13 protein-coding genes are annotated in these 15,801 nt (G+C 44.4%); 8 read left to right on the top strand and 5 right to left on the bottom strand.

Annotation, left to right across the window (positions count from 1 at the left end; genetic code table 11):
- The 8 genes from VK541_RS19080 to VK541_RS19115 form a co-directional block, all read left to right on the top strand.
- Nucleotides 1–238: alkylphosphonate utilization protein (locus VK541_RS19080; protein WP_324372003.1), on the top strand; the 238-nt coding region annotated here is incomplete at its 5' end.
- A 57-nt stretch (nt 239–295) separates the two neighbouring features.
- Nucleotides 296–766, top strand: coding sequence for a (2Fe-2S)-binding protein (locus tag VK541_RS19085; RefSeq protein ID WP_324372004.1), 471 nt, complete (start codon nt 296–298; stop codon nt 764–766).
- A 4-nt stretch (nt 767–770) separates the two neighbouring features.
- Complete coding sequence (locus VK541_RS19090) at nt 771–2,954, top strand: xanthine dehydrogenase family protein molybdopterin-binding subunit (RefSeq protein WP_324372005.1); 2,184 nt, start codon at nt 771–773, stop codon at nt 2,952–2,954.
- Nucleotides 2,955–2,966: 12 nt separating this feature from the next.
- Nucleotides 2,967–4,385: an arylsulfatase gene (locus VK541_RS19095; protein ID WP_324372007.1), complete on the top strand. Its 1,419-nt coding sequence runs from the start codon at nt 2,967–2,969 to the stop codon at nt 4,383–4,385.
- Between the two features lie 187 nt (nt 4,386–4,572).
- On the top strand, nt 4,573–7,032 hold the full coding sequence (locus tag VK541_RS19100) for a patatin-like phospholipase family protein (protein WP_324372008.1): 2,460 nt from the start codon (nt 4,573–4,575) through the stop codon (nt 7,030–7,032).
- Between the two features lie 29 nt (nt 7,033–7,061).
- Nucleotides 7,062–7,382, top strand: a complete 321-nt coding sequence (locus VK541_RS19105; protein WP_324372010.1) for a hypothetical protein — start codon at nt 7,062–7,064, stop codon at nt 7,380–7,382.
- A 67-nt stretch (nt 7,383–7,449) separates the two neighbouring features.
- On the top strand, nt 7,450–9,147 hold the full coding sequence (locus tag VK541_RS19110; protein WP_324372011.1) for a serine hydrolase domain-containing protein: 1,698 nt from the start codon (nt 7,450–7,452) through the stop codon (nt 9,145–9,147).
- A gap of 117 nt (nt 9,148–9,264) precedes the next feature.
- Nucleotides 9,265–12,573, top strand: a complete 3,309-nt coding sequence (locus VK541_RS19115) for a glycosyl hydrolase (RefSeq protein ID WP_324372012.1) — start codon at nt 9,265–9,267, stop codon at nt 12,571–12,573.
- A 14-nt stretch (nt 12,574–12,587) separates the two neighbouring features.
- Here VK541_RS19115 and VK541_RS19120 read toward each other — a convergent pair whose 3' ends face one another.
- The 5 genes from VK541_RS19120 to VK541_RS19140 all read right to left on the bottom strand — a co-directional run.
- Nucleotides 12,588–13,109 (bottom strand): hypothetical protein, encoded by a 522-nt coding sequence (locus tag VK541_RS19120; RefSeq protein ID WP_324372014.1) that lies wholly within the window; start codon nt 13,107–13,109, stop codon nt 12,588–12,590.
- A 34-nt stretch (nt 13,110–13,143) separates the two neighbouring features.
- Nucleotides 13,144–13,719, bottom strand: a complete 576-nt coding sequence (locus tag VK541_RS19125; protein ID WP_324372016.1) for an SIS domain-containing protein — start codon at nt 13,717–13,719, stop codon at nt 13,144–13,146.
- On the bottom strand, nt 13,716–14,666 hold the full coding sequence (locus VK541_RS19130; RefSeq protein WP_324372017.1) for an ROK family protein: 951 nt from the start codon (nt 14,664–14,666) through the stop codon (nt 13,716–13,718). Before VK541_RS19130 ends, VK541_RS19125 begins: the two co-directional genes overlap by 4 nt.
- Before the next feature lie 94 nt (nt 14,667–14,760).
- A complete protein-coding gene (locus tag VK541_RS19135; RefSeq protein WP_324372019.1) occupies nt 14,761–15,294 on the bottom strand; it encodes a GNAT family N-acetyltransferase in 534 nt (177 codons plus the stop codon).
- A 269-nt stretch (nt 15,295–15,563) separates the two neighbouring features.
- A partial coding sequence (locus VK541_RS19140; protein ID WP_324372020.1) for a hypothetical protein occupies nt 15,564–15,801 on the bottom strand: 238 nt, incomplete at its 5' end.

Here is a 15,801-nt window from a genome sequence, read left to right on the forward strand (position 1 = left end):
CCATGAGAATGATTCTACAGTAGAGTTTCACAAAGACACCAACAACAATGTAGTGGAAAATGGGGATACAGTGGTCCTTGTGAAAACACTGGATGTCAAAGGCTCAAGCCTGAGCGCCAAGCTCGGTACTGTAGTAAAGAATATCAAGCTTGTTGATGACAATAAAGAACAGATTGAAGGAAGGATAGAAGGGCAGCTGATCGTAATCCTAACAAAATTTGTCCGCAAACAAAGTTAGTGATTGAACAAACGCTACCGGAAAAATTCTTAAATTGAGAAAGATTTTATCCTTACCATGAGCGTTATCGTATTGACAGTAAATGGCCGGAAGCACCGCCTGAATATTGACCCGGCAACGCCGCTTTTGTATGCACTTCGTAATCAGCTGGCCTTAAACGGGCCCAAATTTGGCTGCGGGATGCAGCAGTGCGGCGCCTGTATGGTACTGATTGACGGCAAAGCGCAGTACAGCTGCACAATGCCTGTATCTGCGGCGCAGAGAAAGTCAGTCACAACATTAGAAGGATTGGCATCAGCAGAAGGTACACTTCATCCAGTTCAGCAAAGTTTTCTTGATGAGCAGGCAGCCCAATGCGGATATTGTTTGAATGGTATGGTCATTTCGGCGGTCAGCTTGCTCAATACTTCCACACATCTGGATGATGTGGCCATCAGGAAAGGGATGCAGCGCGTGCTTTGCCGATGCGGTTCGCAGGCGAGGGTATTGCGGGCAATAAAGCATGCTGCAAGGGCCGCAAACAAATAGAACCATGAAGACAAGCAGGAGGAGTTTTATCAAATCGGCCGGAAGCCTTACAGTTTTATTTTCATTAGACTATACCGGTTTACTGGCTTCGGTAATGGTGGGACAAGACCCTGAATTGCCCGGCATTTTACGGCGTACCCCTGCCGTAAGCGCATGGCTTGAAGTACTGGCTAACGGATCGGTACGTGTATTTACAGGCAAGGTAGAGCAGGGCCAGGGCCTGTGCGGCGCAATTGCCCAGGTAACAGCGGAGGAGCTTGACTTGAAAGTTAGCCAGGTAGAGGTAGTCATAGCCGACACGCGCCGTACGCCCAATGAAGGTTTTACAGGCGCAAGCTCGTCTACAGAAAACAGTGTCCTGTCGGTCAGGTATGCCGCTGCAGCTGCCCGCCGCGAACTGATGGACCTCGCAGCTGCAGTTTTGGGCGCTCCATCTGAGACCCTGCAAATGCGCGACGGCAAAGTACTCCAAAAATCCGGCGGACGCCCGCTCACTTTTTTTGAATTGCTTGATGGCAGAAAATTGAAGTCGGAGGTGCGCTTGCCACTTCATTTAAAACCAAAGGAGCAATACCGTATATCGGGCAAAGCTGTTCCGCGGGAAGATTTTAAACGCATGATCGTTGGCGGCGAAATGTTCATTCAGGACCTGCGCTTTCCGGGAATGGTGCATGCACGCACGGTAAGTCCGCCGGCTTACGATGCAAGGCTCTTGAGTTTTGACGAAATTGCGCTTCGCAAAGCAGTTCCTGTTCTTAAAACGATAAGAGATGGAAGTTTCCTGGCAGTAATTTGTGAGGATGAATTTCATGCGGTGAAAGCACAGCGCCACCTTGCCCAACAGGTTAAGTGGTCAGTGCCCAATCGTGTGGCTTCAAGCGAGCCCATACCGGAGTTCCTTAAAAGTCTCACCGTAGCATCCAGCAAAGTCAAGACCACTCCAGTACCCTTTCCGGAAGGGACTCCAGCCATAAAATCCTCCTATTATAAACCATACGTAATGCATGGCGCGATTGCTCCATCTTGTGCTGTGGCGCGATATGCAGAGGGTTTGTTAGAAATATGGACCCATAGTCAAGGGGCTTATCCCTTACGGGATACAATCAGTGATCTGCTCAAAATCCCTGCTGACCAAATTCAGGTAACCTGTTTGCGCGGCTCGGGCTGTTATGGCCACAATGGTTCTGACGATGCTGCTGCTGAAGCTGCCCTGATCGCCATGGCCTTTCCCGGCAAGCATGTGCGTTTGCAATGGTCACGTGAACAAGAACATGCCTGGGAACCTTATGGCACGGCAATGTATATGGAACTGGAAGCCATTTTGGGGAAGGACGGCAGAATTGCCCACTTTCGAAATTCAGTATGGTCCGACACACATTATATCCGGGGCAATCCGGGATATTTGAACGCAGCAGTTTTACGGGCCGCTCCCTTTGATCGGAAGAAAAATCCATCAGGGTCAGGTGGTTACCGAAATGCAGATCTGTATTATGCAGTGCCTAATCAGACCATCACGGCCAATTTTTTTAACGGACCTTTGCGTACCTCAAATCTCCGGAGCCTTGGTTCATATGCCAATCTTTTTGCAGTGGAGTCTTTTATGGATGAGCTTGCAGAACAAGCCGGAATTGATCCTTTTGACTTCAGAACAATGCATCTGGAAGACAAACGGGCGATCGAAGTATTAAACAGATTAAAGCGCAAAGTAACTGCGCTGCCTGAAGAAAAAAATACATCCATAGGTATTGCCTTTTCCCGATATAAAAACAGCGCGGCATACATTGCGGTCGCAGCACAGATAAATGTACATCCGTCAACATTTAAAATCAGCGTCAAAAAACTATGGGCTGCGGTCGATGCCGGTGAAGTCATTAGTCTCGACAGTGTGATCAACCAGATAGAGGGGGGGATGATCCAGGCAACCAGCTGGACCTTGTTTGAAGAAGTCAGGTTTGAACAACAAAGGATACAAAGCCACAACTGGGCAGGCTATCCGATCATTCGGTTTGATGACGTGCCAGAGGTGGAGGTTGAAGTCATTCCACATCCAAATGAAAAACTACAGGGTGTTGGAGAAATTGCTATGTGTGTCACTCCGGGAGCTATTGTAAACGCTATCGCCAGGGCCTGCGGGAAACGAATTAGAAACTTGCCAGTGGGTAAACAGCTGGACCTAAAAAACCGATAAAAATATATGTTGATGAAAAATTTATTAAAATTTTCTATCCTTATGTTGTTGTTAAGCAGCTATTTAGGATTAAATGCACAGACAGGGAGAAAGCCTAATGTAATTTTTATTTTGGCTGATGACCTCGGCTATGGAAATGTTCAAAGCTTTAATCCGAAATCAAAAATTCCAACTCCAAACCTGGACAAGCTGGCCGGAGAAGGCATCAAGTTTACCCGCTTTTATTCCGGAAATACGGTTTGTGCGCCATCAAGGTGCGCGTTAATGACCGGCTATACCATGGGGCACGCCTGGGTACGCGGAAATGCAAAAGCTAAGGACGGATTGGGGGCACTTCGCGCCCGTGATACGACAATGGTGCAGAGATTACACGACAATGGTTACAAAACCGGAATGTTTGGTAAATGGGGCCTGGGAGATGAAGACAGTCAGGGAGCCCCTCATTTGAAAGGGTTTGATAGTTTTTACGGCTACCTGGACCAGTCCCATGCTCATGATTATTACACCGATCGGTTGTATGAGATCATTGGGGGTAAAACTGTTCAGATTCCCACAGATACCACCAAATATACCGAAGATCTGATCATCAATAAGGCTGTCGATTTTATCAATGAAAATAAAGGCAAGCCCTTCTTTTTGTATTTGCCACTGACTGTTCCGCATGCTGAGCTAAAGGTTCCTGCTGATTTGCTCAAAAAATTCCAGAATGCTGATGGAACAAGCAAATTTCCACCTGAAACCCCTTTTGAGAAAAAAGGAAATTATGATAGCCAGGCGCAGCCGCACGCCACTTTTGCAGCGATGGTGAACAAGCTGGATGCGGATGTAGGAACAATTGTAAGGCTTATTGAGAAATTGGGTTTGGACAATGATACCTATATCTTCTTTACCAGCGACAATGGCCCACATAAAGAAGGAGGTGCCGATCCAATCTATTTCAATAGTGGAGGTCCTTTCAGAGGAGTAAAAAGAGATTTGTATGAAGGAGGGATCAGAGTACCGTTAATTGTCCGGGCAAAAGGAAAGATCACCCCGGGACAAACGAATCAATCGGCCTGGGCTTTTTGGGATGTGCTGCCAACTATTGGCGAATTAACCGGTACAGCCTCTCCGAAAAATATTGACGGGCTGTCTTTTTCGCCGCTTTTAAGCGGAAAAAAGGCAGTTAAGGAGCACGATTATTTGTACTGGCAATTTAATGAGGCGGGATTAAAAGAAGCTTTAACAAAGGGCGACTGGAAATTGATCCGCTTCAAAAAGAAAGGGTCTCCCGAGAAATTGGAACTTTATAATCTGAAAAGTGACATCGCTGAGAAAACTAATATTGCAGCTAAAAATCCTGTCTTAGTAAAAACGCTTTATGCATTGATGAAAAAGGCTAAGATGCCGTCAGAAAACCCTCGTTTCGATTGGTCTGAAATGGAAAATTAGATCTATATTTTAACTCATAGTATAGTAATATATTTTTTTAATTATATTTAACTATGTTTTAACCAAAAGCGTATGTCTAAAGTCGCTCCGCTTCCCGGATTCAAACTTCTCTCAACTGAGTTGAAGCATCTCAAATGCCGCGAGTCAAAGATATCGGACCCTAATTGACCCGCTAAAAATCCCTATTATGAATAAAACACTGAAACTTGGTTTTGCAATGGGAGGCGGCGTTTCACTTGGAACGTTTTCCGGAGCAGCATTGTCTGAAACAATTAAACAGGCAGTATTACGTGCAGGTTATTATAGCAATGATAATGGAGAAGAAGTTTTTCATGAATATGAAAAGGTGGTTATTGATGTATTTGCGGGTGCAAGTGCCGGTTCGATGTCTCTTGCCATTATGTTAAGAGGCTTGGCCCATCAAACGCCTGAAGAAAGAATAAAGGCGGAGAATATATTGAGGAACGATCCGGCAATCAATTTTAATACCTTAAGCCCCGGAAAAAAGAAGGACCTGATCGTAGCCCAGGTTGTTCAAAATCTGCAGGAAGACATATGGATCAATGAGATCAATATAGAAAAATTGCTCGGTACAACGCTAACTGATCAGGAGAACCTGACCTATGAAGGCGGAATACTAAGAAGAGGTGCTCTTGAAGAAATTGCAAAAAAATATTTCGATCTCAAAGAGGCCTACAATTCAAATTTTGAGGATAAGAGACTGCTGTCAGATGAGGTGGTATTTGGGAGTTCACTATCTAATCTTACTGGTTTAAAGGCAGACAGCAGGGGCGGAAAAGATTTCAATAATGATAATTTTGCGGCTTCAGCAGACGCCTTTACCTCCATATGCCATAAAGAGTTTCGTGTGTTTCATTTGTTTTTTAATTCGCAAAAAAGCGGGGATATTAAAAAGAAGCCGGAAGTCTATCCGGGCAAGTGGATTCGTTATCATAATGGTGACAAAAAGAACGGTTTCTTTGGTGATCTTCGTACCGCGCCGGCCTGGTCGCGGATAGTCGCTACATCCATCGCCTGTGGAGCTTTTCCGTTCGCATTCGAGCCTGTTGTTCTAGAACGTTTCAAATTTGAATTTAATGAATGGCCGGAAGAATTGGAAGATGCAAAATTATGTGAAAGAGCGACAGGAAGACCAGATCAATTGTCATACCCGTTTACCTATATGGATGGCGGTACATTTAATAATGAGCCGGTTAGAGAAGCTTTTAGAATGGCTGCTTTTTTGGACGCAAAAGATAAGTCGGATAATTTTGACCGTTTAATTGTTTTTGTTGATCCTAGCGTCGGTGCTGAAACCATAGATTTCAGGGTTCCTGTCCACAAAGAATTTACCATGAAGAAGCCGAGAAATATTCTTGGAAATGTTGACGGCTATGACCTCATCAGAAAGTCGACGCTCGATCGGTTGGCCGGGCACTTTGGAACGATACTGACCATGATCATAAATGAAAGCCGCGTCAATGAAAATGATAAAATAGCCTACATTTCAGAATTATTCGACAGTAAAAGTAACTATAATGACCTGCTGTCGGACCTTATCGAGCAAACGGACGACGTCATTCCGCTGGTGAAGCGCGTCGCTAAAATTCTTGAACAGATGATCGATCTGGAAAAGCTCAATGAACTTTTGCCGCAAGGTGCATTGACACTGGCCGGTGAATTGAGACGAGTGGTTAACGAAAATCAAGGGCAGTTTGCCGGACTGGAAACAAGAATAGACTCCTTTGAAGAAAACGGTATTCAGGCAGTTTCTTCTAATGATCAACTGCTGTTAAAAGCCATGTTTGCGGTCTTTATAGACCGGCTGCTCAACCTTACCGGAAAAAGCAAACAGACCAAAATTATGGCAATAGCACCTACTGTGATTATAGATGGTGTTGAAAAAGTTCAGAAGCTGCCCGGCGACTACCTGATGGCATTTGCAGGCTTTACTTCTAAATTACCAAACGTGTACGCAGCTAAATTGGCCAGGCACTGCACCGCAAGGCTGATGAAAAAGCTAAAAATGCTCAAAGCGGACTCCCAGATTCCATCATATGAAGACTGGAAAGACCAAAAGCCCTACGTAGAAGAGTATAGGAGCAAGCTATTACTTATCCATTCGAGAATTGAAAGCCTTTTTACACGCTCAAAAATTATTGATATTTTTCCTGGCGTTGACAGTATAATTTTAAACGGGCTGAGCAAAGCAGTTAAAAATGCCTTAGACGATATTGATCTTTTTGACGATCCTTTTTGGTCGTTTCTTTTCAAAATTGAAGTCGATTCCAAGAATATGGAGATAGACGGGACCGGCTCCTTTAACGATACCGCTCCTCAGAAAATCGACGGCAGGCTTTTTCTGATTACCGAGCTATATTACTTCTATGGAGAAAATACCAGGTGGGAGGGAGTAAATGTTCAGGACGGCATGATCGTTGTCAATAAGGACGGTTTTTTCTCTGACAGAAAGTTTTGCAAGTTGCTGCTTCCGGGCAAATCCGAAATTGAAATAGCCAATAAGATGCCCAACCCGATATTTGAATACGCTAAACTCACAGATGCAGACGCCGGCAAGGATTTGCCTGCCAGTGGATGGGTGCTGAAACCCGGGGTAAGGCGTATTGATGAAGATTTATTGGCGTAGACAACTTAAACAACTATCTTTATCCCATTATGGGTTACGCAAAAGAAAGAGCAAAGCTGGAGAAGCTGCTGAAAAAGCTGGACGTTATACACACGTTTGACGAGAAAAATATGGCAACAATGCAGGATGTTCATGAAAATTACTCTCACACTGTCAGGATTCTGAAGAACAAAGCACCTGAATTGTTCCTTTCTCTTTATGAAAGTGAATTGCAAGCTGTGAAGGATGGCAGAAAAGCGGTTAGGGAAAGTGTTGAGGAAGAGCCGAGACAAGCCAATTTTATCGCTTATAAAGAAACCATCATTAAAGCACTGGAGAAGACGATCAAGGTTACAAAAGATACGATTTAGAAGTACTTCAAAATTTCATTATTGCTGTAAAAATTCTTAATTTGTTTGTCTCTACTAGATTATTGATATGACTGCAAATGTGCTCTTAAGAATTATAACTCCTTTTGCGTTTATTTTTTTCTTTCTGAGGCCGGATTTGGCATCAGGACAGATGTCTGTTGCGTTACCAGATTCCACTACAAAAAAAATAGATGCTTTATTTAAGAAATGGGATACTCCTAACAGTCCCGGTTGTGTCATCGGAATTGTACGCAATGATTCGTTGATCTATGCAAAAGGTTATGGCTTGGCCAACATGGAATACGGCGTGGCCAATACACCGGAAACAATCTATCATATAGCATCTGTTTCTAAGCAATTTACAGCTTATGCTATTGTTTTACTCGCCAGGCAGGGCAAGCTTCAATTAGATGATGACATTCATAAATACCTTCCCTGGTTTCCTGATCTGAAGGAAAAAATTACCATCCGTCATTTGCTGAACCATACCAGCGGCATCAGAGACCAATGGCAATTGCTTGCCATATCGGGTACGAGGCTCGACGATGTAATTAAGCAAGAACATATTGTTAAAGTTCTTAGTAAGCAGCAGGAGTTAAACTTTAAACCTGGAGATCAATATACTTACTCGAACAGCGGGTTTACCATGATAGCCGAAATTGTAAAATCTGTTTCAGGAAAAACGCTGAGAGAATTTACAGATTCTGCCATTTTTAAACCTTTGGGTATGACAAATACGCACTTTCATGATGACTATACCGAAGTGGTAAACAACCGTTCGTACTCGTATTATCCTAAAGAAGGTGGTGGCTTTACCAATAGTATTTTATCGTATTCTAATGCCGGGGCAACCAGTCTATTTACCAATGTAAACGATATGGCCAAATGGGCAATGAACTTTTATAAGCTTAAGGTAGGTACGCAGAAAGACATTGAAGTATTAACGCAAAAAGGTAAATTAAACAGCGGTAAAGAAACTTCCTATGCCTTAGGAATTGTTAATAACACCTATAGAGGCTGGAAACAGTATTCCCATAATGGAGCCGATGCAGGTTACAGAACATCGGTGAATGTTTTACCTGACCTGAAAATGGGCTTTATTATTTTTAGTAACCTTGGTGATTTTAACATGGGGAAGATGAGTGAAATGGCCAATATCTTTGTTAAAGACACTGCTACTAAAGTAATTAAACCTGCTATTATTGACACAAGCAAAGCCATTTTAAAAGATCTTGTTCGTGTGAAGAAGTTCTCAGGAAATTATATAGCTGAAGATGGAACACAGTTTGATTTTAAATTGAGCAATCAACAATTCTACGGGGAGCGGAATGGACGGACAGAGCTGCTGTTGCAGGCAAAAAGGGATACATTCCTGGTAGCGGCTTCACCTGATGTTAAATTTCATTTTAGCAAAACAAGCCTTGGCGATACCCTGGTAAAAGAATGCTGGTCTGGCGGACGTGTATTCCTGAAGTATGAATTAGCACCGAAGTTAACAGACAAGCAATTGCAAGCTTATACAGGTACATATTATTGTCCGGAACTGGACTGTAAGTACAGTGTTGTTTTAAAGGGTCACGATTTAATACTAACCAACAATAAATACGAAGATTCAAAAATAAGGCTAATAGAAAAAGATCATCTGCGCACCGATTTTTGGTGGATGGGGCACCTGAAGATGTTGCGAAATGTTAAAAGTCAGATTACAGGATTTGAAGTTAATGACGGCAGGATCATGCATTTGCGGTTCAATAAAATAGAGTAACAGGAAGCCTGCCTCTAAAAATACCTCCTGACAGTACAGGACGGTTGTACAGTAATTTTTAAGTAACTTGGGTTTGATTTAAACCAAATGTATAACCTGTAATACCAAGCTCCGGGCGTGAAATATAATTACTCATCTGTCTCTTTTTTTCTGGGAATCTTTCTATCGTTCACCTATGTGATTTCTGCGACCGCCCAGGTAGCGAAGGTTCCTTTCGTACCCTCGCAGCAGGAAATTAATCGCCCATTTGGCAAGCATGACGAGGCCTCTTTTCTAAAGCCATCAAAAGTCTATCATCCGGAAACCTGGTTTCACTATATTGGCGGGAATGTCTCAAAAGAAGGAATTACCAGAGATCTGGAAGCGATCGCGAAGGCGGGCATCTCGGGAATTCAGTTATTTCACGGGCAGTTTGGTGGCCCCTGGCCGGGAGTTGAACCACAGATCACGAGTCTGAGCGCAAATTGGGATGACGCGGTAAAGCATACCGCTCAGGAATGCCGCCGTTTGGGACTGCGATTTTCTATGAACAACTGCCCTGGATGGGCCACTTCGGGCGGCCCCTGGATCACACCCGCCAACGCAATGCGCAACTTGATATGGAACAGGACTGATGTGGCTGGCGGAAAGCTCATCGACCAGATACTGCCCAAGCCAGAACCCAATACCGAAGATTGGCGGGATTATAAAGACATCAGCGTGCTTGCTTTCCCAACACCAATTGGAGATACTGGAAAACCACTGATCCCAAAGTCGGTCAACAGCAACACGAAAGATAAATGGAAACCATTTTTTGCCGGTGAAGCCAAAGAATCTATCCGTTTGTCTCCTGCGGATCCAAATAAGCCGTATTGGGTAGAGCTTGAGTTTCCAAATACAACCACTCTTCGCAGTGTGGAGTTTTCAAGTGTCCAGGCCTTTAACCATGGGCAATCTTATGAACCCGGCGTGACGATAACGATACAGGGAATCTTGCCGGACGGAAAGGTAAAGGATATTCTGCGTACCGAAACGCCGCAGGCAAACTGGCAGGACGACCGGCCAATTACACTGGCTTGTTCCGAACTTTCGGGTGTAAAAAAATACCGCATCTCTATTTCCAATAAATACCATATGACCCTGACCTCACTTCGTCTGTTCTCTGCCGCACGGAAAAACAGCTGGGAATCTGAAGCAGCCTGGACATTGAGGAGCATCGAACGTGCAGGGCAAAAACCTAAACAATCACCGGAAACATTCATCAGGCCTGACCAGATCCTGGATATATCCGATAAGATGGATAAGGATGGAAAACTGAACTGGCAGGCACCCAAAGGCAGTTGGACCATCCTTCGCCTGGGCCATGTCAATGCCGGAAAGAAAAACGGGCCGGCACCTGCGGAAGGCACAGGATGGGAAGCAGATAAGTTTTCCAAATCAGGGGCTGAAGCACATTTTGCAGGCTATATCGGGCGGCTTTCCGGACAAAACGGACCGCTGGCGGGAGGACTCCTGAACGGTATGCTGATCGATAGCTGGGAATGCCACACCCAAAGCTGGACAGGAGAGATGGAACAGGAATTTAAACGTGTTTCCAATTATTCGCTCCGCAATTGGCTTCCTGCCTTATTTGGATATGTGATCAAAGATCATGAAACCACTGCACGTTTTTTAACCGACTGGCGCAAGACCCTCAACGACCTGTTAACCCATAACTATTACGGCCGCATGTCGGAGCTGGCGAAAGATAACGGACTATCAGTGACTTATGAAACAGGTCCGGGAGATGTAGTACCTGCCGATATCATGGAGTATTTCAAATATGCCGATGTACCCATGTGCGAATTCTGGCAGCCCATGAGCGATGGATTTGTAGGTTCCATCAATTTCAAACCGATCAAGCCGACTGCATCCGCCGCAAGACTCTACGGAAAGCCGCGTGTGGCAGCAGAATCGTTTACAAATATATCGCTGTCATGGGATGAACACCTGGACATGCTTAAAGAAGTTGCCAACATAAATAGTGTCCAGGGGGTGAGCCATTATGTATTCCACACCTATACACACAACCCTCAAACCCCTTTTCTAGCGCCCGGTACTTCTTTCGGTGCAGGAATTGGTACTCCATTCCTGCGAGGACAAACCTGGTGGGGATACATTCCCGATTTCACAAATTATTTGTCACGCTGTACTTACCTGCTCGAAAGAGGTAAACCAGTATCTGATGTACTGTGGTATCTTGGTGATGAGATTAATCATAAACCTAACCAGAATGCAGCATTTCCTGAAGGATTTAAATATGACTACTGTAATCCTGATGTGTTGCTGACCCGGTTGAAAGTGGAAAATGGTTTGATAGCAACCCCCGAAGGAATCCGCTACCGCGTACTGTGGCTGCCTGATGTTCCGAACATGTTGCCCCAAACGCTGGAGAAAATTCGCTCATTGCTGCGGGAGGGAGCTACTGTTGTCGGCAATGCACCTGTCGGACTGGCCACGCTTTCCGGAGGTGATGCTGCAAGAAAACGTTTTGATGCAGCAGTTGAGGACATATGGGGAGGAACCGGCAAAGGTCTGAGAAAAGTTGGAAAAGGCTATGTGATTTCGGATTTGACGATCGAACAGGCATTGGCGGCATTAAAGATAAAACCTGATGTGAGCGGAGGTGACGCTTTATGGACGCACCGGCATGCCGAAGGTGCAGACTGGTATTTTGTGACCGCCCCAAAGGGCAAGGGATTTGCAGGTGAGCTGAGTTTTCGGGCTAAGGGGCAGGTGGAGCTGTGGGATCCGGTCAGCGGGACTTCCAGACCTGCAGAGAGCCGGGTAATTGGCGATCGCACAACTGTTAAACTTGACCTGGCAAAAGCTGGATCGTGCTTTGTTGTTTTCAGGAAAAAGGGTAGGGCCAGCTCTCCAGTAAAATCTAAAACACATGAGAGCGTTTCTTTCCTGCCTGTTTCCGAACCCTGGAAGTTGTCCTTCCCGGCGGGCTGGGGTGCTCCGGAAAGTCTGGATTTAACCGAACTGAAACCCTGGAAGGACCTTGATATTTCAACCGAAGGCAAGGCATTCTCAGGCACCGTAACTTATACAAGCACATTCAATATCGATAAAATGGCACTTGGACTGGAATATATTATTGATCTGGGGAAAGTTGATATGGCTGCCACGGTAACCGTTAATGGTAAAGAAGTGGGCAAATTATGGGCATCACCATACCGTATTGATCTAAAGGGCTTTATTAAACCAGGGCAAAATACATTGAACATTCAGGTGACTGGTACCTGGTTCAATCGCCTTGTTTACGATGCAGGACAACCTGAAGACAAACGTAAAACCTGGACCATCTCCGGACCAGGCAAAGATGCGGCTTTACGGGAATCCGGGCTGCTGGGGCCAGTAAATATTGAGGTTCAAAAACGCACAATCGGTTTACGAAAATGAACAAGTGAGGCAGATCAATCCAGTTTCCTGATAAAATCAATGGTGATGCCGGTAAAGCAATCGTCCTGGCAGCCATCTGGTACAAAACCGCACGAAGAGATCATGCCGTCATTTTTAGCTTCAAAATAAAAGTCAGCATCACTTCTTTTCTTTAGCCAGTCTGTTTTTGCCCTATCATATATTTCGTCCAAGGTTAAAGTAGCGGCAGCATTCTGGTGGGTGTTCAGTGTATTCTGTCCTTCTTCCCATTGCTCATGAATGGTAACAGCTGCTGAAGGCGGATTGGTCGATCTGGACATATAGGTTCGACCCGTAACCTGGCCGTTTGACACCATAATTGTGGTAAAGGTTTGAAAATTTGTCCATGATGAAGTACTAACCTGATAAATGTATGAATTGCCGGATGTAGTTTTAAAGTTAACCCAGTTCCGGTAACTTTTTTCAAAATCATTTTCGTATTCAATTTTGTCTTTCTTGCATGCAGTAGAGATCGTTGCGATCAATAATAAGATTGAGAGGTAATTAGTGACTTTCATATTTGGTTTTTAATACTAAAACGAATGTCAGGTTTTATTCGCTACAACGCAGGTGCTCAATTTCCATAAAAGCATAGCAGATCATATGACAGATGTGCATGTGGCAATCCTCAACACGGCCATAATGCACGGAATCAACAGCTATGACCTGATCAGCAATATCTGCCAATTTACCTTTGTTTCTGCCCAGAAGCGCGACCGTAAGAATATTGTTTTCGCTGCACCATTCAATGGCTTTTATCAGGTTTGGAGAATTACCGCTTACGCTCATTACCATCACAAGGTCACCAGGTCTTGCATAATTCTGGAGTTGGCGGAGAAAAATATCATCGTAACAATAATCATTGCCAATGGCCGTAAGCCAGTTGTTGTTGTCATTTAATGAAAGGCAGCGAAAGCGGCGGTAGGTCACATCAGAAGCACCCTTTCCAAGATCAGTGATCATATGGGACGCATTTGCCGCACTGCCGCCATTTCCAAACACAAATATCTGCCTGTCTTCCCGCAAAGCATGTTTGAAGCGGTCAATTAGCTTTTCCACTTCATCAAGAGGAATAGACTCCAGCGCCGATCTCTGCTCACTGACGTAGTCTTTTAAAAAAGCTTTCATAGTTTATAAATGTTTTGGTTTAAAGCGAATTTAGCGAGTTCAATTGCACCTATCGGGACTACATTCTCTCCAAGTTTTGCAATCTGAACAGGGGGAGCAGGTAAGAATGAACTCATCAGATATCCGGGTAGGGCTGAGGTTACCGGAATTCTAAGGTCTTCTCCAAGCAGAGACAGACCTCCGCCGATTACAATAACTTCGGGATGTAAAAGATGGACAAGATGTGAAAACGCAAAAGCGAGGTCGTCCGCTATTTCTCTAATGATTTCCAGTGCAGCAGCATCCTGTTGCTCAAGAGCGGGTTTCAGCAATGCCGCTCCGGGAGCATTAACAGGCTTTGCGAGTTGTGATAAAAGACTGCCGGGATTTATAGCTATATACCGATCTACTTTTTCATTCACCGCCCAGCCAGAACACCGTGATTCCAGTGTCGTCCCGTTTTTATCGAGCCTCAAATGTCCGATTTCCAGCTCTCCGGGAGCCCTGCCATGATAAATATTCCCATCTGCGAACATTCCGCCGCCTATTCCGCTTCCCAAAGTCACGTAGAAAAGCTTATTGTATTGCTTACCCCATCCATGTATACCTTCACCTAATGCAGCCACATTGGCGTCATTATCGATGAAGACAGGTTTCCCTGTAAGCCCTTCCAGCCAACTCTTCAAATTAAAACTTTCCCAGCCCTGCACCTGGTTTGAGACCTCAATTTTGCCATTCGCCCAGTCTACCGGCCCCCCAAAGCCTACTCCAATAGCAGCAACTTCACGCAGGTAAAGATCCTTCCAGTCCTTGAAACAAAGAGCTACGTCTGTCTGAATTCCTCCCGCACCTGCCAAAGGATCAATGGTATAGCGCTTATGCGCTTCAATGATACCGGCAGCATTTCCGACGACCAACTGCAGTTTTGTACCACCGATCTCAATGCCAATGAATTTTTCACCGGCCATAGCATGCAAATTTCATAACAGTTTCAGATTTGGGTAACCTAATATAGTCACCTTCACTGTCAATATGAAAGAATTAATTTTATGAAAGAAAATCTCACCGGTTCGTATGACCCGGAATAGATGGACTCAGTAGTTTTTCGTACGCCATTCTAGGACTGCCCCTAAAAAATACTTCCCCGCAGTAAACATAACCGGCTTTCTCAAAAACATGCCGCATGGCAGCATTGTCAAAGTTGGTGTCGGCCTTTACGCTTTGTAAGTTGTTTTTTAAAGCAAAATCCTCAATGAACTCCAGCATTTTCCTGGAAAGCCCCATGCCTAAATAATCTTCCGAAATTGCAACTCTGTGAAACACGGCAAAATCGCCATTCGTTAACCATTTTCCTTCTATTTCCGCATATGCAGGTTCGTCATTGATCAGAATCGCACAATACCCAGCTATGGTATTCCCGTCAGTCATTACAAAACCAGCATTTTGCTCTATATCTTTTTGAATCACCCCGGGGTTTGGATAGCCGTCCTGCCATTGGTTACTTCCATCTTCTTTTCTCCGCAGGATTGCTTTTTGCAGAATCGCCCATATTTGGGGCAAATCGTCTAATGTTGCTTTTCTAAAAACATATTCCATATCCATGCAAAGTTGTCAAATATTTGCAGAAACAGCCGCAGAATATTTTTCTAAAAATTGATTACAAAGCACCAGGATTTCATCAGGGGTTCTGTCTAAATCATGAATGAAAAAAATATCCTCCTCATTCCTTGTTTTATTTACAACACAAAGCTGATGTTGGGCAACTGAATAGGTTGTTGAGGCTGTACCCTCACCTTCGTTTGGATAAGAGGTAAGATATTTGTAATGAACCAATAATTTAAATGCTGTGATGTGCTGCCATGGAATTATTTTTTTGCGCCGGGGCAAAAATATCTGCAGAAAGGCAAAGCTGTCGTACAAACCCTTACTGGAGACAATGCCAACCCTTCTTCAGACATAATTATTGCAGCCTTTAGCCGAATTATGTTATTTGCAATAAAGTCGATGATTGCGGGAAGCAGAAAAATGATTGCAATAATGCCAAATGTGATACGGTCAGCTCCATGGGTGCTGAGCATCGCATACAAAAACAAAGAGACTGGT

The sequence above is a fragment of the Pedobacter sp. genome, from assembly GCF_035317785.1.
In the GTDB taxonomy this organism is placed as follows: Bacteria; Bacteroidota; Bacteroidia; order Sphingobacteriales; family Sphingobacteriaceae; genus Pedobacter.

What these genes read in the sequence shown, in the direction of transcription:
- VK541_RS19085 (WP_324372004.1), top strand. Translation starts at nt 296, where the DNA reads ATGAGCGTTATCGTATTGACAGTAAATGGCCGGAAGCACCGCCTGAAT.
- VK541_RS19090 (WP_324372005.1), top strand. Translation starts at nt 771, where the DNA reads ATGAAGACAAGCAGGAGGAGTTTTATCAAATCGGCCGGAAGCCTTACA.
- VK541_RS19095 (WP_324372007.1), top strand. Translation starts at nt 2,967, where the DNA reads ATGAAAAATTTATTAAAATTTTCTATCCTTATGTTGTTGTTAAGCAGC.
- VK541_RS19100 (WP_324372008.1), top strand. Translation starts at nt 4,573, where the DNA reads ATGAATAAAACACTGAAACTTGGTTTTGCAATGGGAGGCGGCGTTTCA.
- VK541_RS19105 (WP_324372010.1), top strand. Translation starts at nt 7,062, where the DNA reads ATGGGTTACGCAAAAGAAAGAGCAAAGCTGGAGAAGCTGCTGAAAAAG.
- VK541_RS19110 (WP_324372011.1), top strand. Translation starts at nt 7,450, where the DNA reads ATGACTGCAAATGTGCTCTTAAGAATTATAACTCCTTTTGCGTTTATT.
- VK541_RS19120 (WP_324372014.1), bottom strand. Translation starts at nt 13,109, where the DNA reads ATGAAAGTCACTAATTACCTCTCAATCTTATTATTGATCGCAACGATC.
- VK541_RS19125 (WP_324372016.1), bottom strand. Translation starts at nt 13,719, where the DNA reads ATGAAAGCTTTTTTAAAAGACTACGTCAGTGAGCAGAGATCGGCGCTG.
- VK541_RS19130 (WP_324372017.1), bottom strand. Translation starts at nt 14,666, where the DNA reads ATGGCCGGTGAAAAATTCATTGGCATTGAGATCGGTGGTACAAAACTG.
- VK541_RS19135 (WP_324372019.1), bottom strand. Translation starts at nt 15,294, where the DNA reads ATGGAATATGTTTTTAGAAAAGCAACATTAGACGATTTGCCCCAAATA.